The 24,722-nt window shown below is 67.3% G+C and carries 16 protein-coding genes; 7 read left to right on the top strand and 9 right to left on the bottom strand.

Translation table 11 applies throughout. The features are described 5' to 3' along the window. Positions 1-35: 35 nt before the first annotated feature. The gene (locus G6O68_RS26985) at positions 36-1,460 is read left to right on the top strand and encodes a DUF1501 domain-containing protein (RefSeq protein ID WP_165252007.1); all 1,425 of its coding nucleotides are present in this window, start codon (positions 36-38) and stop codon (positions 1,458-1,460) included. A 14-nt stretch (positions 1,461-1,474) separates the two neighbouring features. Here the strand turns inward: G6O68_RS26985 and G6O68_RS26980 are convergent, their stop codons facing one another. Both G6O68_RS26980 and G6O68_RS26975 read right to left on the bottom strand, forming a co-directional pair. After that, entirely contained in the window at positions 1,475-1,822 is a 348-nt protein-coding gene (locus G6O68_RS26980; protein ID WP_165252005.1) for a hypothetical protein, read from the bottom strand. A gap of 126 nt (positions 1,823-1,948) precedes the next feature. Next, positions 1,949-2,671 (bottom strand): DUF2293 domain-containing protein, encoded by a 723-nt coding sequence (locus G6O68_RS26975; RefSeq protein WP_165252004.1) that lies wholly within the window; start codon positions 2,669-2,671, stop codon positions 1,949-1,951. Positions 2,672-3,047: 376 nt separating this feature from the next. On the opposite strand from G6O68_RS26975, the gene G6O68_RS26970 reads away from it, so the two are divergent. The 6 genes from G6O68_RS26970 (at position 3,048) to G6O68_RS26945 (ending at position 7,809) form a co-directional block, all read left to right on the top strand. Then, on the top strand, positions 3,048-3,584 hold the full coding sequence (locus tag G6O68_RS26970) for a ParB/RepB/Spo0J family partition protein (RefSeq protein ID WP_165252003.1): 537 nt from the start codon (positions 3,048-3,050) through the stop codon (positions 3,582-3,584). A gap of 130 nt (positions 3,585-3,714) precedes the next feature. After that, a complete protein-coding gene (locus tag G6O68_RS26965) occupies positions 3,715-4,386 on the top strand; it encodes a hypothetical protein (protein ID WP_165252002.1) in 672 nt (223 codons plus the stop codon). Then, positions 4,386-4,799 carry a retroviral-like aspartic protease family protein gene (locus G6O68_RS26960; protein ID WP_165252001.1) on the top strand — a complete coding sequence of 138 codons (414 nt, stop codon included), beginning with the start codon at positions 4,386-4,388 and terminating at the stop codon, positions 4,797-4,799. The genes G6O68_RS26965 and G6O68_RS26960 overlap by 1 nt, the downstream gene beginning before the upstream one ends. A 319-nt stretch (positions 4,800-5,118) precedes the next feature. Then, complete coding sequence (locus tag G6O68_RS26955; protein WP_165252000.1) at positions 5,119-5,574, top strand: SLOG family protein; 456 nt, start codon at positions 5,119-5,121, stop codon at positions 5,572-5,574. 19 nt (positions 5,575-5,593) lie between these two features. Next, on the top strand, positions 5,594-6,301 hold the full coding sequence (locus G6O68_RS26950; protein WP_165251999.1) for an AbiU2 domain-containing protein: 708 nt from the start codon (positions 5,594-5,596) through the stop codon (positions 6,299-6,301). A 278-nt stretch (positions 6,302-6,579) separates the two neighbouring features. After that, positions 6,580-7,809, top strand: a complete 1,230-nt coding sequence (locus tag G6O68_RS26945) for a transposase (RefSeq protein WP_165251997.1) — start codon at positions 6,580-6,582, stop codon at positions 7,807-7,809. A gap of 95 nt (positions 7,810-7,904) precedes the next feature. Here the strand turns inward: G6O68_RS26945 and G6O68_RS26940 are convergent, their stop codons facing one another. The 7 genes from G6O68_RS26940 to G6O68_RS26915 all read right to left on the bottom strand — a co-directional run bounded on the left by G6O68_RS26940 (position 7,905) and on the right by G6O68_RS26915 (position 24,586). Then, the gene (locus tag G6O68_RS26940; protein WP_165251995.1) at positions 7,905-9,212 is read right to left on the bottom strand and encodes an McrC family protein; all 1,308 of its coding nucleotides are present in this window, start codon (positions 9,210-9,212) and stop codon (positions 7,905-7,907) included. Beyond that, a complete protein-coding gene (locus tag G6O68_RS26935) occupies positions 9,209-11,500 on the bottom strand; it encodes an AAA family ATPase (RefSeq protein WP_165251994.1) in 2,292 nt (763 codons plus the stop codon). Before G6O68_RS26935 ends, G6O68_RS26940 begins: the two co-directional genes overlap by 4 nt. 168 nt (positions 11,501-11,668) lie before the next feature. Beyond that, on the bottom strand, positions 11,669-12,100 hold the full coding sequence (locus G6O68_RS26930) for a hypothetical protein (protein ID WP_165251993.1): 432 nt from the start codon (positions 12,098-12,100) through the stop codon (positions 11,669-11,671). 443 nt (positions 12,101-12,543) lie between these two features. Next, positions 12,544-13,161, bottom strand: a complete 618-nt coding sequence (locus tag G6O68_RS32495; protein ID WP_240911526.1) for a hypothetical protein — start codon at positions 13,159-13,161, stop codon at positions 12,544-12,546. Between the two features lie 75 nt (positions 13,162-13,236). Beyond that, a complete protein-coding gene (locus G6O68_RS33035) occupies positions 13,237-13,452 on the bottom strand; it encodes a DUF952 domain-containing protein (RefSeq protein ID WP_240911525.1) in 216 nt (71 codons plus the stop codon). 728 nt (positions 13,453-14,180) lie between these two features. Beyond that, positions 14,181-16,913 carry a DEAD/DEAH box helicase gene (locus tag G6O68_RS26920; RefSeq protein WP_165251992.1) on the bottom strand — a complete coding sequence of 911 codons (2,733 nt, stop codon included), beginning with the start codon at positions 16,911-16,913 and terminating at the stop codon, positions 14,181-14,183. Further along, entirely contained in the window at positions 16,913-24,586 is a 7,674-nt protein-coding gene (locus G6O68_RS26915; RefSeq protein WP_165251991.1) for a sacsin N-terminal ATP-binding-like domain-containing protein, read from the bottom strand. Before G6O68_RS26915 ends, G6O68_RS26920 begins: the two co-directional genes overlap by 1 nt. Between the last annotated feature and the right edge of the window lie 136 nt (positions 24,587-24,722).

Below are 24,722 nucleotides of genomic sequence, written 5' to 3'. Positions count from 1 at the left end.
CAGGAACCATTGGCCGTGACGAAGGGGGACGATTCATGCAAGGGCGGATCTCGCGACGCGACTGGCTCTGGAGGCTCGGGGGCGGGTTCGGCGGGCTCGCCCTCGCGGACCTGATCGGGCGGGCCGATGCGTCGGGGCCGGATCGCCCCCGGATGGACCTCGACGGCGGGCTCCACCATCGGGCGAAGGCCCGGCGCGTCTTGCAGATCTTCCTCAACGGCGGCATGAGCCAGATGGACACCTTCGACCGCAAGCCCGAGCTGGACCGGCTCCACGGCGAGCCCTTCGACCCGGGCGAGCATGTGGAAGGGGTCACCAGCACGCCGGGGCGGCTGATGAAGTCCCCGTTCGCCTTCCGACGGCACGGCGAGTCGGGCCGCTGGGTGAGCGAGGTCTTCCCGCACCTGGCGACGCGGGTCGACGACATGGCCTTCCTCATGGCGGTGACCTCGCGGACGAACGTCCACGGCCCGGCCAGCTACTTGATGAACACGGGGTTCCTCGCCCCGGGCTTCCCTTGCCTGGGCGCCTGGGTCTCCTACGGCCTCGGGGCCCTGGGCGACGACCTGCCGACCTTCGTCGTCCTGCCCGATCCCAAGGGGCTCCCCTACAACGCCAAGGGGAACTTCTCGGCGGGGTTCCTTCCGATGGCCCACCAGGGCACCACGATCAACGCCGCGGCGCCCGAGCCGATCCCCGACCTCTTCCCCCCCGGTTCGGCCCGATGGCCGTCGGCCGAGGCCGAGCGCGAAGGCCTGCTCCGGCTCGCCGCGATGAACCGCCGGCACGCCGAGGCGAATCCGGGAGACTCACGCCTCGAATCCCGGATCGCCGCATACGAGCTGGCCGCCCGGATGCAGTTGAGCGCCCCCGAGGCGCTCGAGCTGGCGGGCGAGACCGACGCGACGCGACGACTCTACGGCCTCGACGAGCCGGCGACCGCCGACTTCGGCCGCCGCTGCCTGCTCGCCCGCAGGCTCCTGGAACGTGGCGTCCGCTTCGTCCAGGTCTGGAGCGGGGCGGGGGGGCCGAAGGACAACTGGGACAACCACACGGACATCCCCAACGAACTCCCGCCGATCGCTCGGAGCATCGACCGGCCGACCGCGGCCCTGCTGGTCGACCTCAAAGCACGGGGCCTCCTGGACGACACGCTGATCGTCTGCTCGACCGAATTCGGCCGCATGCCCTTCACCCAGGGGGCCACCGGCCGCGACCACAACGGCGGGACGTCCGTGACCTGGCTCGCCGGCGCAGGAGTCAAGGGGGGCGTCGCGCACGGCGAGAGCGATCCCTGGTCCTGGAAGGCGGCCGCCGGCGCGACCACCGGCTACGACCTTCACGCCACGATCCTGCACCTGCTCGGCATCGATCACGAGCGCCTGACCGTCCGCCACGACGGCATCGACCGCCGCCTCACCGACGTCCACGGCCACGTGATCCGCGAGATCCTCGCCTGAGGGTTCTCACGGCCTTACAGGTCGCCCAGCTCCTCGAGCATCCGTTCGACGAGCCCCTTGAACTCGTCGTCGGTCAGCAAGAGCGTCTCCAGCGGGCTGACATCGGAGTCCAGGAGCGTGAGCAGCTCGGCCGCACTCGACGGCATCTCGAGCGAGCGGGCACGGCGATCCACGGCCTTCCCGACGACCTCATCGAGGCCGAACGCCCGGGAGATCCGGGCGAGGCGCTCGGCGATCTCTCGCAGTTCGTCGCGACCGAGCCGATCGCCACCGTCGAGACGCGCGGCCTCGGTGACCAGCACGAGGGCCTGGGCGAGCTGCTCGCTCGCCTGCTGTTGCATCCTGGTCGGCTTGGTCGCCATCGCGCTCGAATCCCCCGTCCCCCGAATCCTCCGTCTCCAGGCCTGAAGGATATCCTTACGGGGCCTGGATCGCGAGGCCTGAAGCCGCCGTCGATGCGTCGGGGGCACGGGACTCGGACTGCGCCGTCAGCTCACCGAGGTCGTCTCGTTCCCTTCGGCGCCCACGGCCTTGCGAAGGAGGCAGCCGCCGTCGACCGGCTCGCCGCGCCGATAGATCTCCAGGAGTTCCTGGGATCGTCGGGCGAGCATGCGGCGGACCTCGCGTCGCTTGCCCTTGATCCGCGGGATCGTCATGCCGTCGTAGCCCGTGGTCTGGTGCCGCATCCAGGCGATGACCGCGGCCTCGGCCCGTCGCTCGATCGGGATGCGTTTGGTCCTGGCGACCGTCCCGCTCCCCACCGGCGTGGCATGACGAGTCACGGCCAGGGCGACGCGATCGGCCAGCTCGCAGTGATTCGGATGGAAGGCGAGGAAAGCCGTGACAGCCTTGTGGAAATCCTCGACGTAAGCGGCCTGTCCGATCTGCCGTCGAGCCGCCGCGGCTTGCTTCTTAGCGGCGTAGGCCTCGGTGGACCTTTCGGCCATCAGTTCTGCCCGAATCCGCTCGACGATCTCGGCGGCGGCCCAGACGCCTCGGGAGAACGACCGGCGACCAACCTTCTCCCGGACGACCCAGTGATCCCCGGCGGCCTTCACGCGGCGCGTCAGCCCGGCGTCCCCCGGCGCGACAAGGACCCAGCCCGCCGGCACGGGAAGGACCCGGCCGTCGCCGGCTCGGACCGTCCCTGGGCTTGGACCCGGGGAGAATCCCTCATCGTCCGGGACGGCCGGCTCGCGGTTTTGCGCCATCTACGAGTTGGCACCACTCTCAAGATCTCAGCCTGATGAGGTCAGGCGGGATCGTGAACGTAGGCGACGTGAAAGGATTCGATCAAAGAGCGGGCGAGGGGATTCGAACCCCTGACGTCCAGCTTGGGAAGCTACCCCCCCGGCCGCCCATCCCATCCCGAAAGCTTTTCGAAACCTAGGTTTACAGCCTGGCGGCAGGATGTGCAAGGGCAAGCAGGGTGAAACATTCCGCGCGTGTAAATCAGGCCCTCCGCGGGGCGAGGCGTGGAATTCCACGCGTGCTTCGAGATCACCGGACCACCCTGTTCGACGCAGGGTGATCGCCCCCCCCTCGCCGAATAGAATATCGTCGCTCCCTTCAATCGGAGACTTCGGCATGCGAGACCTACCGATCCCGGACGCCGTCGAGGCGCTGCTCGCGAGCCGCCTCCGAGAGGAGCTCAAGCCGGTCGAGAAGGCGGCCGCCTTCCGGTCGCTTATGCAGGGGCAGGGCTGGACGGCCAAGCGGCTGGCCTCGGAGCTGGCGATGTCGGAGGGGCAGGTCTCCCGAACCTTGTCCCTGCTCGAGCTGCCGGCGGTTGTCCGCGAGAGGGTCGATCGCGGCGAGCTGCCCGCCACCACCGCCCAGGAGATCGCCCGGCTGGTAGACCCCCGCGAGCAGGTCCGGCTCGCGACCGCGGCCGTGGAGCAGGGCTTCACCCGGGAGGACGTGGTGAAGCAGGTGGGGGCCAGGCCGAAGAAGCCGAGGGGGAGGAAGTCCTCGACATCCCGCATCTTCAAGTACGACGGCTACCGCTGGGAAGCCTCGCGGGCCTCCGGGGTCGACCCCGCGGAGATGCTGGCGTCCGCCCGCAAGGTGGTCGCCGAGCTGGCGCGAGAGGTCGAGGGACAGTCCGACGCCCAGGCGGCCTGACGGGCGTCCCGGGGCGCGAACGCGACATAAATCCCAGTGTCGGACGCAGCCTTTCTGCCCAATTCTACTGGCGAAAGTCGTTTGAGAGGCCTAGGATAGGAAGTACGATCCGCCGAGAGGGGGTGCGACCATGGCGAATCACGGGAAGAGCGGCCTGGGGCCAGCCGCCGGCCGGCCAGGGGCGGCGCGCAAGCGGGGATATAGGCGATACCCTCCTTCGCTCGCCAAGTTGATGCGCGTGTTGAATTACACCGCGATCGAGACGTCCGAGGGGGCGACGCACAAACTGATCAAGCTGCCCGGCGGAAGGCTCTGGACGATCGCCAGGACGTCCGAGGGGGCGACGCACAAACTGGTCAAGTCGGGGGTCGCCGAGACGATTGAGGGGAGGCCGGTCAGGCTGGTGACCGTCACCGAGGGCAGATCGCTCGGGTTCGCCCTCCTGAGGGTCCCGAGCGGGGGGAGGCAGGCGGAGGTTCCCGGGCGTGACGCGGGGGAGGAGATGAGCCCGGTGCCGGCTACCCCGGACCGCTCGCAATCTTACGACTGGTCCCGGGGCGTCCCCGCGGGCTATGCCGGGGCCCTGTCGGAGGAGCTCGCGGTCTACGCCGCCAACCTCGACCGGCTCCTCGAGAACGAGGGCGACTACGTCCTCATCCGCAAGTCCGAGATCTGCGGGGTCTTCCCCGAACGGGGGGATGCCGAGGAGGAGGGCCTGCGTCGCTTCGGCGACGTCCCCGTCCTCATCAAGCGGATCGCCCGGCATCAGCCCCTCGTGTTCCTCGGCGGGGCCGCTCGCTGATGGGACGCATCGAAACGACGTTGCAGCCGCTAGGCCCGTTGCTGCAGGTGGGCCTCCGCACGACGGCCGCGAGGGAGCGTCGCGGCCTGGGCGAGTCGAGGGACGTCACGGCGATGATCGACACGGGGGCATCCTCGTCGATCATCGTCCCCGCGCTCGCCCGGAGGATCGGGCTGTCGGAGGGAGACGCCGCGATCATCCGACCGGTGGGGGAAGGGCAGGCCATTTCGGCCCCGACCTTCCCGGCCAGGATCCGCCTCGACGGGCTGACGGGTAAGGGCGAGTGGCTGGAGCTGGACCTGATCGGGATCCAGCCCGCATCGCCCGTCGACATGCTGATCGGGCGGGAGCTGATCGGGAAGCTCACCCTGATCATCGACGGCGTCCAGGGCAAGGTGCTAATCCTGTACTGATCCGGGCCCGGCTTCTTCGAACCGCGGGGCCGTGGTAGCGTAAGGTCGTCACGCGACGTTGGCCGAGCGGCTAGGCAGCCGGGGTTAAACCAGGCGGAGCTGTCGAGGGCCTATCGGGAGGCGGCCGACCTCGTCGACCGCAGGGCCCGGGTCGCGGCCGTCGCCCAGGCCGTCTGATCCCGCGAAGTCGGGACGGTCACTAAACGCGACCTCCTATTAGGAGCGCGATCGACGCCCGGCGACGAGCGGTCGCCGACCAGGTCGGGGGTCAGCTCCCAATACCTGGCCACCCGTCGACCGCCCCGCTACAATCCCCTCCATGCGCATCCTCATCACCGGAGACCGGGCCTGGTACGACCCCGAGACGGCCGAGTCGGTCTTCGGCCGGCTCATCGTCCGGCATGGGGCGGGGTTCAGGATCGTCCACGGCGGGGCCTCCGGGATCGACCGTTCGTTCGCCGAGGCCTGCGGCGAGCTGGGGATCGAGCAGGAGGTCCACCCGGCCCGCTGGGAGGAACTGGACGCGCCCGGGGCCTTGTTGAAGCAGGACCGGAACGGCCGCCAGTACGTCGCCAACGCCGGGGCGATCCGGAACGCCGAGATGGTCGCCGCGGGCGCGGCCATGTGCATCGCCTTCCACCGCGACCTGGCCCGCAGCAAGGGGACTCGGGACTGCGCGCGGCGGGCGATCCAGGCGGGGATCCCGACCTACCTGGTCGAGGACGAGAGGGCCGAGCCGGTGCGGGTGCGGGCGGGGGACCGGAGGCTGGGGTGAGGCTGCAGGGGAGACTGTGGTGGACCAACACGACAAGATCGACGGACATGGCGAACCCTGGCCGCATCTGTCGGGGGAAGAGACGATCGCCACCTGCCTGGTCATCCACGATCAGGTCATGTACGCCTCGAGGCTCTACGCAGTCTCGATCCAGCTGTTCCACGGCCGCAAACCGAGCGAACTCTGGAACGAGCTGGTCCCGTACGGCATGGGGCTTGTCCAGCGGACCCCGTCCCATGCGATGGTCATGACGATCTGCCGGATCATCGATCCCGCCGAGACCGGGAAGGGCAAGGGGGCTCGAGAGAATTGCACCTTCGAACGGTTGGCGGACCTGGTCAACGAGGACTGGAGGCTTGGATTGGCCCGGTCGATCAGGAACGCGATCGGGGCGTGCAAGTTCGATCTGGAAGCCATCCGACCGCTCCGAAACAAGTACCTGGCCCATCTCGACCATGGCGTGAGCGTTCGAGAGCCTACCGTCAACGAGGTTGAAGGATACCGAGCCCACAGGGTCATCAGGTTGCTCTCGCTGACGATCGAGGAGGTCCGAGTCGCCTACGGCCTTGCTCCGATCGTGCCGCCTTCTCGCGGTCGAGATGGGATGGGGTTCGCCGGCCTCGACGAGATGCCCGACGGCGGGTTCGACCGGCTGGTCTCGCTGCTCGAGGACGTCCGCGAGGGGCGGCCGGTCAGTTGGCCGGAACCGTTCCGTCCCGGCACCTGACCCCGCCGGCCGATCAGCTGGCCGCCGCCGCGACGACCCACCATCCGCCCTCGAGCCCGGCAAGGGCGACCTCCGCGCCGGCCGGGAGCGAATGCCCCAGGATGCGTATCCAGACGATCCTCAATCGCGTGGAGACGTTCAAGTTTTTCACCTACGGCGAGGCCTGACTCGCGAAACACGATGGCGGGCCGGCCTTGGTGGTCCGGATGGTCGCTCGCAAGAACAGTCGCCCATATTGCTCCGGGTGCCTGAATCAGGGCCGCCCCTATGATCGCCTGGTGGAACGACGATTCGAGTTCGTCCCCTTGTGGGGGATCCTCGTGTTCCTGGCCTACTGGATGCGTCGCGTCGAGTGCAAGCGGTGTGGGGTGACGGTCGAACTCGTCCCCTGGGGTGATGGCAAGAATCAGCTGACGACGACCTTTCGCTGGTTCCTGGCGAGTTGGGCCAAACGTCTGAGTTGGAGCGAGGTGGGATCGATCTTCCGGACCTCCTGGGACAGCATATGTCGGGCCGTCGAGCACGACGTCGAGTGGAGCCTGGCCCACCGTGACCTGAGCGGGGTGACGGCCCTGGGGATCGACGAGGTCGCCTGGCAACGCGGGCATACCTACATGACGTTGGTCTACGACATCAGCGGGGCCGCCAAGCGGCTGTCGGCGGCGGCCGAACATCGGACCGAGGCGAAATTGTTTCGACATCGGGGTCCACTTCCCTGGGGCGGCGAATTGATGCTTTCAGCAACGGAGCCACCGAACATGGCGACCCGCTTCGATAGGATGAAGGCTGAGGACGTTCTCAAGGCGGAGTTCCACAAACGCTACCGCGATGAGATTGAATATTTCTACGGCAGAATGACGATTCTTCATCAAAACATATATTTCCTGAAGTGCATCATCGAATTCCCGGGTGAAATCTTCATCGTCCACGGCGACGATTTTTTCCTAGATTATGTCGTAGACAACTTTTCACAGGTGGCCATCCTCCAGATCGCAAAGCTGGCGACCGATTCCGGATCGGATGTCAGGACGCTTCCGAGGTTCAAGAACTTCATGGGGACCTCAGTCAGGGACGAGTATCGGGAGGATTATCAGGCCCTGCTGAGGAACGCGAAGTTCGATTCGAGGATTAAGGAGCTTTTCAAGAAGGCGAAGGACCAGCGAGACAAGCGAATCGCCCATTCGATAGACGAACCGGTCGAGCCGCTGAAATTCAGCGAACTCTTCGAGCTGACGGATGAACTGACCAGGCTGTACAACGTCGCGTCCTTCGACACGGAGTTCATGTTCCTCTTCCCGACCTACAACGCCAAGCTGATTCAGCATGGATGGACTCGTCTTCCCACGGACATAGAGAAAATTTTGGATGGTATAGCCTGGAACAGTCATGTGCTCCATCTGCCCGAGAAGAAGCCGGACTCGTGGGCGCGGCGGCGGGAGACGTGGGAGCCGACGAGGCTGGAGCGATTCAACCGCTATCGGTTGAGGCTGGGGCTGCCCGAGGCTTGATCCAGTCCTAATGACCTGCCCCGGGTAGTTGGACCGGCTGAACAAGAGCTTCTCTGCCGTGCATCGCTCTCACGACGCAAGGGATGCTCGCGGCTTCATCCGGCGCCCAAGGCGAGCAGAGAGGCATAGTGTCGTCGCTCCCGGACTGTGGCCGTGGTCGTTCGGGCCGAGATCAGCCGTTCCAGAGTCTCCAGATCGACGGGCCTCACAATGACCGAACCCCGCCTCCCCCCATGGATCGGGTTCCGCACCTCGATCCGTGCCTCCCTAGCCTGGGCGTGCGTGGTCGGGTACAGGATCGTGGCCGTCCCGCCCTCGTGGCTCAGCGCATAGATCGCAAGCTGGTAGAGCATGTCCCTGGGCAGCGGGTTCTCCCAGAGGTCCCGGTATTTCGCATCCAGGATCGCCACCGTCTCCGGCCCTTGCGAGATCACGAAGTCCGGGCGGGGCGTCGGCGCCTTGCTGCGGCGGGGGTTCCATCCCGGCAGGTAGGCGAACATGCCGGAGAGCCGGTGCTCCGAACGGACGGAGTGCTCGGGCAGGTTGTCGGCCAGGAACCGGCCGAGCAACGCCTGGAAGAACCGGTTCATGTCGAACAGGAAGCCGGGCAGGCTCGGCCCGGCCGGCTCCTCGCCCAGGGACGGCCCGCCGCCCTCGTGGAGGATGCGGACGAGCGAGACGGCGGGCTCGTACGGCCTGGTCGTCCGGTCCATCTCGCCCGCCAGTCGCCGGAAGACCTCCCGGTCGAGCCGGGTCGGCGAGATGCCCTCCCCCAGGAGGTCGGCGAGCCGCCTCGCCCGGACCCTCAGCCCCCGGTCGGCGGCCACCGAGGCGGCCAGCCGCAGGCCCGCCAGGAGCACCCGATTGATCAGGCGGTCCGGGTCCCGGCGGTGGTGCACGCACGGGAGGGTCGCCGCCGCGAGGGGCCCCCGACCCGCCATCGCCTGGAAGTCGATCCGGCCTCGGGGCGAGGCCAGGAGTTCCTCCCGCCGCACGTACGCCCGCCTCAGACCCCTCGCAAGGAGTTCCCGGGCCTCTTCGACCAGCTGCCACACCAGGACGTCCTGGAACCCGACGTCTTGCGTGGCGTGGGAGGTCGAGGGCAGCAGGTGCAGGTGCCGTAGGCCGTAGGCGAAGCGGAGCAGGCTCAGCAGGGTCTCGGACCGCAGCTTGGGGACGACCGTGATCTCGACCCCGCCGAGCCGGACCCGCCCGACGAACGAGGTCGAAGCGACGGACAGGCCCGTGCGGAGCTCTTGGACCACCAGCATCCGGGAGTCGGAGAGCCGACGGGCCAGGTCCCGCACCGCCGGGTCGTCGCCCAGGACGAGGCCCGCCGTCGGGCTTCCAGGGACCGGCGAGATGGTCTGCCACTCGGCGAGCCGGACGGCGAGGCCCGTCACGACGGCGACCCCGCATCGGGCTCGTCCTCGTCGGCCTCGGCCTCGTCGAGGCTCGTCACGGCCTTGAGCGAGGTCAACACCTCGGGGCACGGGGCCAGGAGCGCCTGGCCCAGTTCCGGCCCCGTCGGCCCCTCGAACAGTTCGTGGCGGATCGCCCGGTTCGGAAGATCGACCAGGCCGCCGCCGAGGATGGCGTGCAGGGCGTCGAAATCCTCGTAGCAATACTCCTCCAGGAGCGGGATGATCTCGTCGCGGACGACCCGGAAGAACCGGGCGGCGTCCCGGACCGGCCTGCCCGCCTCCATGAGGAACGAGTGGCCGACCTGGAGGTTGCGGGCGTCCCGCCCGACGTGCTCGCAGATCCGGCGGTTGAGCGCCTCCAGCCAGGGACCCAGCGGGACGTCGGCGACGGCGACGCCCTCGAGCAGCGAAGCGTCCGGCATCAACTCGACGAACCCGAACCGACGCCGCAGGGCGGCGTCGAGCAGGGCGATCGAGCGGTCCGCCGTGTTCATCGTCCCGATGAGCAGGACGTTCGGGGGTACCCGGAAGGCCGCTCGGCTCAGCGGCAGGACGACCGACTTGCCCCGCTTGTCCTTCTCGACGACCGTCAGCAGTTCGCCGAAGATGCGGGTGACGTCGCCCCGGTTGATCTCGTCGATGATCAGGACGAAGGGGCGATCGGGCCGTTTCTCGGCGTCCCGGCACAACTCCTTGAAGACGCCGTCCCGGAGGGCGAAGGTCATCCGCCCTTCGTGCAATTCGGGGCGGTAGCCCTCGATGAAGTCCTCGTACCCGTAAGCCGGGTGGAAGCTGACCATGCGGACCGACCCAAGTCCAGAAGGTCCGCCCGTCACCTCGGCCTTCTCGCCCTCCGACAGCCCGTCGAAGGGCTTGCCGGCTAGCGGGTACGAGGCGAGGTCGAGCGCCGTCCGCTCGGCCCAGTACGTCTTCCCGGTGCCCGGAGGCCCGTAGAGGATCGCCTGGCCCTTGCGTTCGAGCACGGCCTGGATGCGACCCGCCACGCCTACGAGGCGGGGCGCGGCCCCGCCGCCCGTCTTGGACGGCCCCGGACCCGGCGACCCGTGGACGATCTGACCGCCGAGCGAACGTCGCTCCGCCTCGACGAGGTTGGCCGGGGCCTTCCTGAGCCGGTGGACGGTCGTTTGGAGCCCCTCGGGCTCGGGCATCCTCCACTCGTCCAGCGAGAGCCACTCGACGGCCCGGCGGTGGGGGAAGTCGGAGGCGGGCTCGTGGACGTACGCCCCGACGACGCGACCGACGCCGAGGACGGCCTGGCCGTCGCAGGCGAGGACGACGTCGCCCTCGGCGATCCCCTTGGCGAAGTTGAGGACCTGCGCGGCCGCCCTCCCGACCTGCTGGGGAGTGCCGGGATGTCGCTCGCCGATTAGTTCGACCAGCCTCTGCTTGTTGGCGGCGTCCTTCTCGAAATCGGACAGGTCGCCCAGGTCGGGCCAGCCGATCGCCACGCAGGCCCCGTCCCGCATGAGCGGCCAGCGGCCCCTCGGCTGCGTCCCGTCGGACGTGTCGACCCGCCAGTAGGCGTGCGGCTCCCCGTCGCGGTGGTTGAGGGTCGTCGTCAGATGGTTGATCGGGAGGCCGAGTTCGTCGGCGGCGGCCACGAAGCGACCGGCGCAGAGGTAGCGGCCCTCGCCCTCGGGCGGGACCTGGAGCAGCTTGACGAGGTGGAACCGCTGGTAGTCGGCGTTGTGGTAGTCGTCGAGCTTCTCGGGGTGCATCAGGGAGAAGTATTTGTGGCCCCAGGCCAGGTCGCCGACCGACGGGGCGATCCGCCCGAGGTCTACCTGGAGACCCCGATACTCGGCGTCGTCGGCGAGGTCGGGAACCATGCCGAGCCGCGCGGTCCCCCGGATCAACTCGTCCCGGTGCTTGCGGGCGATCTCGACCGCCTCCTGGACTGTCAATTGCCTCACATTCTGCGGCGAGCCCGACACCCAGTTGCCGGACTCCTTGCCTCGGAAGACGCCGAATTTGAAGGCGCTGCCCCCGGAGATGCTCCCGAAGCGGGCCGGGAACTCGTCGTCGTTCTTGAACTCCAGCCAGTAGACGAGGCTGTCCCGGTTGCCGTGGGCGTGCATCGTTTCCAGGAGCTCTTCGCCGTCGAGCCCCGCCAGCACGTCCGGCCCGAACCGGCTGCGGAACGTCCGGTAGCTGGCATCCAACTGCGACCTCGACAGGAGCTTGCCGTCGGCGGTCAGCTTCTTGTGGTCGTCGAGGATTCGGGACCTGATCCGGTCGTCGAGCATGTTCTTGAGGTCCCGCAGCTGATGGTAGGAATCGTCCAGGCTTGGGTCTCGTCGCTCAGGCGGCCGTCGTTGAACCCGTGGGGCTCGACTCGGCCGGGAGCAGTGCAGGCGCATGGACCACCTGGACCACCATCCGCCGAGGTCCGAGGCGCTCGCGGACCCGCGAGGTCACTTGAGCCACTGGATGAACGCCACGATTCCCCCGATCACGGCCATCAGGGCGGCCAGGAACTCGACGACGTTCTTCGTCGTTCCCAAGCGGCTCGGACCGCCACCGGTGCCGGTCCCTCCTCGCACGCCCTTTTTGATCGGGAGGTTTCCCTTGACGGGCGCCGGCGAGCAGCTCTGGCACGGCTGGAGATCTCCGCCGACCTCGCCCGAGGCCCATCGTCGCAGGTCGCCGAGGTCCACCGAACAGACTTTGATGTAGTCGCCCGTCGTCCAGTTTGATCGCTTGGAGGAGCGGATGAAGTTGCACGAGGCCCTGTGCAGCTTCAAATAATCGGGGCCCGGCGTCCGACCGCAGTTGACCACGTAGCCGTCGGGGTGGGCGGCCGCCCACTCCAGGTAGCCGGGGTCGTCGTCTACGAACGTAGTCATGGGGTCCGTCCGTTATGGCGCTCGATCTCGCATGGCGGCGATTTCCCGGCCCTTGCGTCCTCATCGATCCCCGAGCGGAGGCCGATCATCGCACCGGTCCCGACGTTCGGACGCCGGACGTACCTCTCGGCGCACTTCCGTCCTCGCCCCAACCAGCAACGGGCGCCGAGGGGGGAGCCTTATGGTATCGCTCAAGGAACCCGGGCTCCAGGCCCCGCCCAGGCGGCCATCGACGCCCTGCACGACTACGAGTACGTCGGTCAACGATCTCAAAGGCTTGTGGGCCCCGTGTCGGCGGTGGCGTTGGTTATGGCGGCGGTGATCGGGGTCGGCGGCGGCGCAGGTGATCGCCCGCTCGGTGAGGACAAGCCTGCTGTTCACGCAGGGCGGCATCAAGAGGGTAAGACGCCCCTGACGACCGATCTCCTCCGGCGTCCACGTCGTCATGACGACCTGCCGGCCTCCCGCTCGGCCCACGAGATCCAGAACGAGTAGTCCTCGACGTAGTAGACGCCCTGCGGCACCTCGTCCTCGTCTTCGCCCTCATCTTCGCCTTCGGCCTCGACATCGGGCTCCTCCGGCAACTCCGGAACCGTCCAGGAACGGGACCGCATGTCCTCCACGAACTCCTCGGGCAACCGGACCGCGTGCCGCTCGACGTAGTGGGCCAGGCCCTCGGGCCAGACCCACTCGCCGTCGTAGAGGTCGCAGGAGCCCATGTCCGCCGGCTCGCCGTATCGGTCCAGGGCCTCCTTCCAGGCCGCCTCCTCGTCGGGGCCGTCGTCCAGCTCGAGGACGCCATCCCAGCACCCGAAGCGGCAGTAGGATTCCCCGAACCACGCGATGAAACGCCGCCCCGACTTCAGGTAAGCGACGATCTCGTCGAGCGACTCGGAGTGCCAACAGGGCTGGACCAGGGATGCGGGGTCCGGCAGCCGGGGCGCGTCGGCGCGGTGCGACCTCCAGTAGCCGACGGCCCGGAGAACCCTCCGCTCGGTCGCGGTCTCCCCCGACTCCGCTTCGCGAAAACGGAGCGCATCGGGCAGATCTTCGAGCGGCACGACCTCGACCACTGCATCAAGATTCAGCGGGCCGTACAGGTGGGGGAACAGTTCCTCGGAGTCCGGCGGACCTTCTCACTCCAGGGGCGGCTCGAGCTTCTCGCGGTCGATCCGCAGGACGACCAAATTCATCCGCCCGCGGAAGTACCTGTCGCGGACCCCGGCGATTTGCTCGGGCGTGCAGCAGTGGATGAAGCCTTCGGTCGCCAGGGTGTCGCCCCGGTATACGTCCTCGACGACGGCTTGCTCCCAATTTTCCTCGGACGTGATGTGCAAGATGTCGGCGGGCATTGAATTCCTCTCCTACTGACGGGTCGGGCGTGACGCGACCGGGCCGTCGAGGTTCAGTCGCTCGCAGGCGGCGATGACCGCCTCGGCGTCCTTCAACTGCGTTCCGATCCAGACGAGCTGATCCAACTCGACCTCTTGGGCATTAGCGGGTCGACTGGTCGTCGGAAAACCCCTGCGGCCTCGCTTCGATGGGATAGCTTCGGGCACCCTGCCGAAGGACTTCTTCCATTTTGAAACGGAAGGGCTGGGACGGCGCTTTCTTGGCGCTTCTTCACCTGCTGACGCCACGCATGCAGCCACATGCTGGAAAACGGCCAAGGCTTAATGTCTGTTCTACTTGGCTCGACTTTGTACGGTTAAATGAGCGTTGCAGATGGCGTCGATAAGGCGGTCGAGCTGCGCCTTGGGGATCTTACATGTCTCAGGTCGCGGGCGGATGTCCGAATATCCAGCCCGCCCCAGCAAGTCCTACGGAGCACAGCCAGGACGTCCGAGAACGTCGCCTCAACCTTCGAAGTGCGCTCCGGGCGGTAATCAAATGCTTAACCCGGCCAGAGGCATCCGCCACGGGGCCTCCATTCCGCGACACTACGGAAACCCGGGCGATCAGGCCGCTACCCGGTATCTGATTGAGATTCGGACCTCTGGGGTTGGAATAAACCAGGCCTCTCCCGCGGTTCCAAGATGGAGTTGGCCAAGACGGTGTCGAGGACAGGAATCTACCGTGGTCATGATCGGGGAGCGACTTCCCCGGGCCAGAGGACGGCGAGGAGATCGAGCGTGGGGAACCGGAACGGGAGGTCCAGCCGCGGGAGCTCTCTCGCGAGGGAGGATTCGGCCCCCCGGAGGGCCTCTCGGATGGTCTCCGATGATGGAGGATTCAGGGTTGATAACTGCCCCCTAGAAATTCTGGATGCGACCAGGTCGTTGAGCTTCAGCAGAAGCCGCCAGTCGCTGAGGACCGAAGCGGGTGCCGCATGGGCGGGTGTTTCGACGCCGACGACGACGGAACGCACCTGGCCGCCGGATCCGGTGATGCGATCCGTCACGCGAAACACGGCGATCGGCGCGGAGAGTTCCGAGGCGGGGAGGAGCGTGGCGGCCTTCGTCCAGCCGGACGCCTGATGCAGGGGCCGGTCGATGGCCGGATGGCCGACGCCGAGCACCCGGTTCACGGCGTCCGGCGCCCTGTGCTTCCGATCGAAGAGCAGGCCCTCGTAGTTTCTCCTCACCGCCGGCGCGTCCATCCACGCATCTGGAGTCTTGAACGACAACCCTTCCTCGTCTTCCCGGACCTTGCGGTGGTTGAGCGCGAGCATGTTCAGCAGGAAGGGCCGGAGGGCCGGCAGGTCCACCCGCGGCAGCTGGTCGGCCACTTCCTTGAAATCGAACCTGGCGGAGTTGCCGACGAGGTCGCGGACCGTAGCGATCGCGTCCCGGCCGCCGAACCTCGCCGTCTTTTGGTCGAACCAATCCGAGAGCGATTCCGGGCGGACCGACCCGGCTTCCGAATAGAGTTCGGCGAAAAGACTCGGGGAGGCCATCCCCAGGACGAGCTCCATCAAGTCCTCGGGCTGCTCCATCGCCCCCCCCAGCGCTCGCATGATGCTCTCGATCTTCGCATTGAGCTTGTCCCAGATCCGCCCCTCGACGGTGTCGGGGTTGCGGATGATGACGACCTCGACCGGTTTCCGCTGCCCGATCCGGTTGAGGCGACCGACGCGCTGATGCATCCGCATGGGATTCCAGGGGAGGTCCACGTGGACCAGGGTATGGCATGTCTCCTGGAGGTCGATACCCTCCCCGGCAGCCTCGGTCGACACGAGGAAGCGGACCGCCCCCCCGTTGAATCGATCGGCGGCCCGGTCGCGAGACTCCCGGATGGGGACGACGCGGCCCGCGCAATCGACCATCCCATCGGCCTGGCCGTCGCCGTTGATGAAGGTGGCGCACCCGTCGCCGAATTCCCGAAACAGGGCCGACATGAGGAGCGACTGGGTCGCCTTGTATTCGGTGAAGAACAGCACGGAGCGGCCCGGGAAGTCAGTCCTCACCAGGTCGACGATCCGCTCGATCCTCGTCTCCCGTTCGACCCTCTCCGCCGCTGCGATCAGCTCCCTGAGTCGGTGCTCCTCCCCCCCCATCAGGCTCAGGCTGGCGGATTCGGCGGCGATCTTCTCCTCGAGATCGGCCATCGCGTCGAGGTCCCCCCCGCTTTCCGTCTCGCGGTAGCGTTCGAGGCGATGCCTGAACCGGTCGACTTCCCGGCGGGCTTCGCCGATGCGCTCGAGACGGCCCCGCAGCGCCCGGCGGATGGCGGCGACGGAACTCGAGGCGAGTTTCTGCATCGCCACCAGAACCAGGCCGACCGCCGTCCCCTCGAACCCCTTGAGGGTTCCGGCGTAAGCCTTCCCGGTTACGATGAAGTCCGTGAGCATCTCGTAGAACGTCTGCTCGGCGGGCGAGTAAGCGTACGTCTCGTTCTTGACCGCGGTCGGCTGGAAGAGCCGGTTCCCGGCCAGGTCGGTCACGTTCTGCTTGTTGTTGCGGATCATCACCTCTCTCAAATGCGAGATCTGCCCCTCCATCGGCTGCTCGGGGTCGAAGAGGTCGGACCTGAGCAGCTTGAGGAGCGAGAGGAATCCGTACTCCTTTCCCCGGTGTGGGGTGCCGGTGAAGAAGACGAGGGATCGAATGAGCCCGGCCCCGTCCATGCGATCTATCAGCGTGTGCCCCAGGGTCGGTTTGGCTCGCTCCTCGGCGTTGAGCCTGTGGGCTTCGTCCACGATCACGAGGTCCCACGGTTCGCAGGAGAAGAACCGCTGGCTCCGGTCCTCGCGGGAGGCGGTCTTATGCTCCTCCGGGGCGAAAGTCCGGATGGTCTCGAGCGAGGCGACGACCTGGTCATGCGTCGTGAAGTAGGCGAGCCGGGCGGTGTCCGCCTCGGCGAGGTAAGGGGCGAGGCGGATGTCGAACATCGTGCGCATCCGCGACTGCCATTGCTCGACGAGGGAGGCCGGGCAGAGCACGAGGAGGCGGCGGACCTGGCCGCGGGCCAGTAAAGGCCAGAGGATCAGCCCGGCCTCGATCGTCTTGCCGAGGCCGACGTCGTCCGCGACGAGCCAGCGCGCCGGCCACCTCTCCAGGACGCGTCGGCAGACCCAGAGCTGGTGCGGCAGGAGGTCGATCTTCGACCGGGAGAAGACGCCCCAGGCGTCATTCACGGAGCGTATCGACTCGGCCTGGATGCGGGCGATGACCTCGAGCGGAGCCTCCCATCGGCCCCTCTCCACCGCCTGGAGCGGCGTGACGATGACTTCGAGGTCGTCCTTGGCGCACTCCTCGAGCCCGTGATCGAACCGGACGATCGTGGTCGGCCCCTTGTCGTATTCGACCCGGCCGACCCCGAATCGACCGCTCCTCACCTGGTCCGCGGGGGATAAGCCCTGGGATGCCTCCATCAGAAGACCTCCTGGAGTTCGTCCTCGGCCTCATCCAGTTCATCGGCCTGGCTCGAACCAAGCAGGTCCGCGAGCACTCCCCGATTGGCCGGCTCGGTCAGAGCTATGAGGGGCAAGTCGAAATCCCCTTGGAACAGGGCCCGTTCCTCGCCTCGCAGGGTGTGCACGAGGTATTCATATATCATGCCCGATACCCTCACCCTCTCGGCGGTCGAGGTGAAATCGCCATCCAGTCCGGGGCAGCCCAGCAGCGACACGAGGCGGCGGACGCGGGCCGAGGGGACGTAGCAATGGCGGTGGGCGAGGGGGTTGGTGATGATCTTCGCCCGGACCAGCTCGCGAACCACGAAGCAGGCGCCGATCCCCAGGGTGCGGGAGACGGGCGGAGGGCCCAGGCCGCCCCCCTGGAAGATGGGAGAGGTCCTGGACGCGGTGATCGCGTCGAGTTCAAACTCCTCCCGCACCCGGTCGATCGCGAGGAAAGTCTCGACATAATCGTGGAGCCAGTGCGCGAGCTGGAAGATGCTGACGAACCTGCCCATCCAGTGCAGGTAAGGGCTGTCCCCGACCTTCTGATCGAGGTACTCCTTGAGGACCTCCATCCACTGGCCGAGATCGTCAGTTGGCCGCGAGAAGACGTCGAGCCAGCCTTTGTCCTTACACAGGACGAGGAAGTCTCGGTGGGCCTCCGCCCGAGTGCGGCCCATCGTATGCATCGCCCCGAGCATCAACATGATCATCCACCCCCCACGGTCCTCGACGGGCGAGCGTCGATTGATCTCACCTGAGAGCTTTGGGATAGAGCCCGCCGGATACCACTGCCGCTCGTAGCGCGAGACCCATTCTGCGCGAGTGCTGCCCCACCAGTCGTGGATCGATGCCAGAGCGGCCCTCGGGGCGGGGCGCTTATCTCGGTCGTTGGCGCCGGTCGGCACCGCCGTCGGCCTGGGCGTGATTCCGAGCCGCCCGAGGATTACCGCGGCCTGGTTATGGTCGAAACCTTGGCCCATGATAGTGGCCGTGTCGAGCCGGGCGAGCCAGCCACCTGCGAGCTGACCGATGAGCTGATCCGAGAGCGCCTGGGCGAGCTGCCCGCGAATCAAGTACGTTAGCACGGCCCTGCGCGTGCCTTCGTCGAGGGGCTGCATCGCCCACCCCTTGAGGATCCTGGCATCGGCACGCAGTTGCCCTCGGCAGGCGCGGAAAAAACCCGCCGCTTCGCCGACATAGCCGTCCGAAAGGACGGATCGGGGGGGGGCGAAGGCGGCGCGGAGGCCCTCGTCATCATCTCCGGGCATCACCAGGTCTGCCGCGTGGTGCCAGTCCCTGTCACGGGTCTGGAACCGGACGTCGGCCAGTACTTTCTTCAAGGCGTCGATCTCTTGCGTCGCCACCGCCCCCCTGGTCGACAGGGCACCGAGGAATTCCGGCGAGATCAGGGCCCCCATGCGGGCCGCGATACCGGCATCCGCTCTCTGATCCGGGCCCAATTCTCCGACGATGGCCGCGCCCAGCGTGACTTTGACGCAGTCGGGGGGCATGCCGGACGCCAGCGCCTTGAGGTCATCATAGACTCGCCCTGAGACGAGGGATCCGCGTGGGTGGGCATCGCGAAAGCGAGGCCAACACGCAACCCCATTATACACATCCTCGGAATCGAGCAGTCCCGAGACCCGAGCGCGGAGGCGGCCTAGGCCGGTGAGGTCCCGGTCGTCCCCCCAGAGGCCGTTGGGGAGGGCGTCGCACTCCGAAACGAGCCGACGCATCCCGCGATCCGCCGCTCCCCAGAACATCCCCCGGAGCAGCGGCCCGTGCGGGTCGTGGTGGCCTGCGAGGGGCTTGCCCAGCCGCTCCCAGACGGTCACCCAGAACGACAGCGGCGAGGCACCCTCGTTCAGGCCCAGTGCCCGAGCGAATCCCTCCCAGCCGTCTTTCCCTTGTCGGTGGAGGGCGACGAGCACATCACCGACCTCCCGACCCGCGGCGGCGGCGATCTCTTCATTGCGACTCGACGAGTAGGCGAGCTGCGAGCGGCCCACGTCGAGGTCGAACGGTGCGTTCACGGCGAAACCGAGCCTCTCCGCCTGCCGAGTCGGCGCGGTCACCCAGATCGTGGGCCAATCATGAGGCATGCCCTCAACCCCTTCCCGGCCGATCGCCAGCGCGGTCGCCGACGATCTGCCGCGGAGCACCAGGAGCCGACCAGGCACGAGGCCCGGCAGCTCGCCGACCTCCGCCCCCGGCGTGCCATCAATGGGCACCGGCTCCCACCGGTAAGCCTCGGTCCGACCTTCCTCGGATCGAATGATGCACGAGCGGATCTCGCGCCCGAAGACGGCAAGCAGAGGGGCGGATTTGCGGAAGCGTTCGAGAACCTCGCCGACTTCGACGCCGTCCATGGACAGCTCGACGATCGTGCCATCCTGCCGCGCCGGCCCGAGCTCCCTGATACGCTCCTGCAGCGCCCCGCGACTCTCGCCGAGGGCCCTCGGGAAAAGGCCGCCGACGACCTCGAACGCCAGCCGGTCGCTGAGGACTCGCGGTCGGTCCGTCGCCAGGAGGACGCTCTTGAAGCCGAGTCCGAATTTCCCGGTCGTCTGATCGTCGCCGTGTCCGAGTTGCCCCTTATCGGACCAGCCGAGCGCGAGCATCTTCTCCAGGTCCTGGTCGAATCCGCGGACCGGATCATGGAAACCCGCCGCCTGGTGGCGGTTGATCGCGCGGCCCCAGGAGGCGAACCAGAGGGCCCGGCCGTTGGTATCGACGACGAACCGGAGCGACGAGTCGTCCGGTGGCCGGACGTCGCCCAGCAACACGCGAAGCTCGGCGACGGAGTCGTCGGCGTTCTGGAACAACTCGAAGGGGATCGAGTCGAGCGTGTACTGACTCGTCTTGATTTTCTCGCGGACGGCGTTGAGGCAGTGGCCTTGCGCCTCCACGTCGGTTTCGAGCAGCCGCCGGAGCTTGTCGCGGGCGATCCGCTTGCGATCCTCGGCCTTGGCGCGGCGCTTCTCCTCGGTCGACTCAAGCTGCGCGAGCTCGCGCTTCGCCTCGTGCCAGTCGCGGAGTACGGTCGCGATCGGCTCACGATTTCTGAGGCCGAGATTCTGGAGGACGGTGGGGAGGTCCTCCTGGAGGCCGAGCTGCGCCATCGCGAGGTCGAGCTGCTCCCCCTGTGCCAGTTTGCCCCAGACCTCGTGGAAATTCGAGATCGTCTGACGGTCGACGACCTCGAGCAACCGACGCGCGGTCTCGCGGAGTACGGACACGGGGTCGAGTCCCTCCAGAAGCCGAGCCGGGTTCACACGGCGGATCCGAATCCGGAAGTACCGCAGGCCGTCATGGTTCCCGAGGTAATCATGAGGGAGCAGCAGGTCGTCGAATGTCTGCCGAACATCCACCTCGATCGGTCGCCCGAGCAAGTTGGACACCCTGATCCTATCCCCATCGGCCAGTTCGACGATGGTGCGACGCAGCCTCATCGCCTGGGTGATGCTGATGCCCGCACCTCCGCAGCGAGTTCCTCGAATCACGAACGGTTGCGAGCCGTCCCAGGCCAGATTCTCGCGGAGGGCCTCGGCCTGGAAGCTCCCCAGGAAATTACGCGCCAGGTCGGTCAGCGCAGGCGCATCGCCGAGGAGGGCCATCAGGCCGCCGATGAGCTCACGAGGGACCGAGGGAAGACTCGCCCACTCCTCGGCATAGGAGCCCAGGGCGACGGCCCCGCGTTGCACATCCTCGTCAAGCGAGCCCGGCCCGCCGGACCACGCCGTCGCCCCGTCCGGTGCCAATGACACGGCGTCGGGATCGCCTGGTCTGTGGGCGTGCTCCGCGAGGATTCGTGCCAGGTCCGGGTGGAGGAGACAAGAGGGGTCGACGCCGACGGCGGCGGTGGTCAACGTGGAGGCACGTTCCCAGCCCTCCGCCTGGCTGAGGAGCGGAATGTCGGCGAGGATTGCCTCAATCTGGTCCGCCTTGCAGGCGGCGTCAAGATAGCGCCTATACCACGAGAAAAACATGCCCCGCTCCATCTGCGGGGCCTCGGCGTGGCGTTTCGCGAGGTAGGCGAGGATCTCCTCCGTGCGGGCACCTGAAACGTCTTGCAACAGGGCGGGGACGAGCCTGGACTCGATCGTGGCGTCCTGGTTCTCGCGGATCGCCCCGACCCCGGTCTGCCCCCGCAGCAACGGGAAACACGGCATGACCCCGGCGGGGGCGTCGGCGAATACCGAGCGGAGTTCGGCGAGCGATACCTCGTCGCGTCCCAAGGGTCCGACCCGGTAGCGTTCATCGTGGGCCAGGACCCGGCCCAGCCGCTCGAGCGCGTCGCCCAGGCTGGGATAGAGCCCATGCACGACTCTGTTGGTGAGGAAAGGTTCCGGCAATTCCAGCGCGGAGACCACCTCCGGTTCGTCCACCTTCAGATCGGCCAGCGTCATGCGAATCACGTCGTTCATGGACCGCGAGTTGACGACCTGGTGAGGCGAGACGGGCCGGCCTGCCCGGGTCGTGATCCAGCGGGTCGTCTTGAGGGAGTTGGAAAGATGAGACGGCACCTCCCCGATCGCGGACAGGGCGTCGAGGACCGTCCTCCAGCGGCGCTGCGGGTCCGGAGCCTTGAGGATCAGGTCGATGATGCCCTTGGCGTCGAGGGAATGGGGGTGGATCTCCCGCTGCTTGAGTGCGACGGCCGGGCGGCGATCGGGCTCCAGGACGATCACATTGTCGGCGAGGTCGCCGTCGATGGGGAAGTCCGCCCGCCAGCGACACCTGTCGTCGATCGACACTCGCAGGCCTTCGTTCGTGAGGTGGATCGGCAGGGCCCGGATGACCTCGAAGTCCGCCGCCTTGCACTCTTCGATCAGGGCGCGCAGGTCATCCTCGGCCAGGTCGGCGAGGTCGAGTGCCGCCGGCTCGGTGGAGCGGAGCAGGTCGACGACGCCCGGGCGATCGAGAGGCCGGACGTCGAGCGAAACCTTCTGCTCGGTATTGAGCAGGTCGGCCAGTCCGCGAGGCACCACGCGCCACCCTCCCCCCGATTGCTGCAATGCGCGAGACGCCAGACTCGCCCAGATCGGCGCCAACCCGGCGTCCGATTCGTGGTAGAGAGGAGCATCTTCCGAGCAGCGATCGGGCGTCGCGTGGAGCAAGTATCGTAGAGGCTGTCTCTCTGACCGGACGTCGCCCTTGCCGAGGGCCGCGAGGAGTGCGCCGAGCAGGGCACCCCTGCGCGCCTCGGCCTGAACGAGGAGCGGCGCGGATTCGAGAAGCCTCAAGCAGCTGAGCGGATCGCAGCTGGGGACCACGTCGCGACCGAAAGCGGCGTCGGCGATCCGGCGGGCGACGATGATGAAACGCTCCTCAGTTCCGTCCCGCAAAGCCCCCAGAAGCGGACCACCGAGCATTTCCACGTCGGCGAACAAGCGTTTGGCTCGGAGCGCACCTGCCAGTGCCCCGCGGCCGACGAGGCAAGCCTCGCCGTCGGTGCCGGCCCGGACCGGGAAGATCGGAATATCAGCGAGTCCATCCCGAGGCGATCCCGAGTCGGGCTGCGCCAAGCCTACGACCTGACAGGCGATCTGCACGCGCCATTCGAAGAAGTCGCCCTCCCTCCCTGATGACGTCACGGCGAGCAATCGGGCGAGAAGGCCCTCCTCCTCCTCACGAGTGGGGCACCCCGCTCCGTGCGCGATCGGCGTGGCGAGCACGGAACAGCGTTCCTCCCAGAGTGCTTCCACCAATGGACCGACCAAGTCGAGGGGGGCGGACCCGAGGTCGAGCTTCAGCTTGCTCTCGGCGGGGATCAAGGCGAGGTATCGCTGGATCAGGTCTTTTTGCCGCATGACTCCGGAGAGCTTCAACGAGGACATCCCCTGACGGGCGATCTCCCGCAGCCGCGCGGCTACCGTCGGGCTGGAGTTGCCGCCTCGGGCGACCTCCACCGTGCGGACGAACAAGGACAGGCGTCTCGGATCGGCGAAGACGGCGGCCGCGTCCAGCTCCAGGAGGCGCAGCAGCGCCGGCTCGGGCCAGGCCGCCCGACGCTCCTCTCGCATCAGGTCCGGCCATCCGCCGTAGATCGCGCAGAAACCGTCGTCGCAAAGCCCGGCCAGGGATGGGAAGACGGCTTCGAGCGAGGGTTCGTCCTCGGCGGGCTCCGGGATCTCGCAGGCTGTCGATCCGACGCCCACGTCCGTCCAGGCCGCCCCGGACGGGCCATGGCGGTAGGCCCACTGGTGACGTCGGCAGATCGACCGCCGATTCTCGGAGAACAATGTCGAGGCGTGGATCGCCGAGGTCAGGTCTCGCATCACTCCGGCGCGATCCTCCGGCGCGAGAGAATCCGCGAACGACTCCATGGCGGGGATGACGAGGTCGAGGGTCCCCTCGTCCCGGAGCAGGTCGTTCCATCGCTGTCGCAGGCTTCGCTCCTCCGCGGCCTTCCCATCACCGAAGTCGACCTCGCCCCGGCCTGCATCCACGAAGAAGCGTCCGTGGAGCGTGAGGGTGAGATGGTATGGGCTGCTCAAGACTTGCGATGGGATCTCGGGAAGCTTGACTGGGAGGTACGAGGCCCAGACGATGTCGAGGCGGCCCGAGGGGCCTTCCGATGGCGTGGAGACGAGGCAGGCGGCGGCATGAGCGACGGCCGGCTCCGGCCTCGCGATCGATCGCCCGCGACTGGCTTCGGACGAGGGGAGCGTGAGCGGACGCGGCCAGTCGTCCCGCGCCGATATCTCCGCGAACCGGTGGTCGTCCACCAGGGCCTCGAAGCCCGTGAAGGACACGGTCAGGGGCCTCGGATCCTGGAACCGATCGAGTCGCACTCGGCCTGTCAGCGGCTTCTGGTCCGGGCCCCCGCACGACTCGATCGACGCGCGACGAGAGTGAGGTTCGATCCGAAGGCCGGAGATCGGTTGCAGGATGCCTTCGTGGGTTTCGACCCAGCAGCGGACCTCGACGATGTGCTTCAGGAAGGGCAACAGCCTCGCCACTTCGACCTCGAAGTCGCCTGGGAAGATGGCGGGATGAGGACTCGCCTCATCGCCGGGGTACTCGGGAATGATCGCACTGTGGTCGTCGCCGACATGACGCTTCCGCCTGAGCGGCACCCAGAGGCAGAACCAGTGGCTCGAAGAGGTTAGGGAGCCGGAATCCTCTCGGACGGCGGCGAGAACCGGTTCGAGCTTCTCGCGGATCAGGGATTGGTCCGACTCCGCAAACCCATCCCATTCGGGGCGGAACGACTCGACCGGCTCCTTGCGGGCGGTCCAGGGGTTTTGCACGTCGTTCGGTTTGTACCTCTCCCCTTCGAAGGTGGACGAAGAGAGGTAGAAATAAACCTCGCCGAGGTGGTGGATGCTCTTCAAACCGAGGCCGAATTTGCCGATCCGCCCGTGCTCGCCGGCCTTGTCGCTGAGCCCCAACTGGGCGATCGATCGGGCGTTGCTCGCGGTGAATTCCCCGTCGTTGAGGATGAAGACCGCGGGACCTCCGCCGAGCAACTCGTGCTGCGCCCCGCCCAGGTCCCGCACCCATCCGATGTCGAGGCGGGTGGCCCCGGCGTCATCGGCGTTCTGGAGGAGCTCGCGCACCACGGCGAATCCGTGGTATCTCTGGAGCACGTCTCTTAATTGGTTGATCTGACTTTCTATGCTCTGTTCGTAACCCATCTGCTCTCCGTTGGAGAGACCGTTGCCGGCACCGGTTCGGGTTCATGCCACCTTGCGAGATCTACTTGCTGCACGCCGGCGTGGCGACTCATGTTATCACTTAGTTTCGACTCATGCAGGTTGGGTCGCGTCAAAA

This window comes from Paludisphaera soli, assembly GCF_011064595.1.
Taxonomy (GTDB): Bacteria; Planctomycetota; Planctomycetia; order Isosphaerales; family Isosphaeraceae; genus Paludisphaera; species Paludisphaera soli.
The sequence above is the reverse complement of the archived record's forward strand: the minus strand, read 5'-3'. Positions and strand labels throughout refer to the sequence as shown.

What these genes read in the sequence shown, in the direction of transcription:
- G6O68_RS26965 (WP_165252002.1), top strand. Translation starts at nt 3,715, where the DNA reads ATGGCGAATCACGGGAAGAGCGGCCTGGGGCCAGCCGCCGGCCGGCCA.
- G6O68_RS26980 (WP_165252005.1), bottom strand. Translation starts at nt 1,822, where the DNA reads ATGGCGACCAAGCCGACCAGGATGCAACAGCAGGCGAGCGAGCAGCTC.
- G6O68_RS26975 (WP_165252004.1), bottom strand. Translation starts at nt 2,671, where the DNA reads ATGGCGCAAAACCGCGAGCCGGCCGTCCCGGACGATGAGGGATTCTCC.
- G6O68_RS33035 (WP_240911525.1), bottom strand. Translation starts at nt 13,452, where the DNA reads ATGCCCGCCGACATCTTGCACATCACGTCCGAGGAAAATTGGGAGCAA.
- G6O68_RS26970 (WP_165252003.1), top strand. Translation starts at nt 3,048, where the DNA reads ATGCGAGACCTACCGATCCCGGACGCCGTCGAGGCGCTGCTCGCGAGC.
- G6O68_RS26935 (WP_165251994.1), bottom strand. Translation starts at nt 11,500, where the DNA reads ATGCTCGACGACCGGATCAGGTCCCGAATCCTCGACGACCACAAGAAG.
- G6O68_RS26960 (WP_165252001.1), top strand. Translation starts at nt 4,386, where the DNA reads ATGGGACGCATCGAAACGACGTTGCAGCCGCTAGGCCCGTTGCTGCAG.
- G6O68_RS26930 (WP_165251993.1), bottom strand. Translation starts at nt 12,100, where the DNA reads ATGACTACGTTCGTAGACGACGACCCCGGCTACCTGGAGTGGGCGGCC.
- G6O68_RS26915 (WP_165251991.1), bottom strand. Translation starts at nt 24,586, where the DNA reads ATGGGTTACGAACAGAGCATAGAAAGTCAGATCAACCAATTAAGAGAC.
- G6O68_RS26955 (WP_165252000.1), top strand. Translation starts at nt 5,119, where the DNA reads ATGCGCATCCTCATCACCGGAGACCGGGCCTGGTACGACCCCGAGACG.
- G6O68_RS26985 (WP_165252007.1), top strand. Translation starts at nt 36, where the DNA reads ATGCAAGGGCGGATCTCGCGACGCGACTGGCTCTGGAGGCTCGGGGGC.
- G6O68_RS26920 (WP_165251992.1), bottom strand. Translation starts at nt 16,913, where the DNA reads ATGGAGGCATCCCAGGGCTTATCCCCCGCGGACCAGGTGAGGAGCGGT.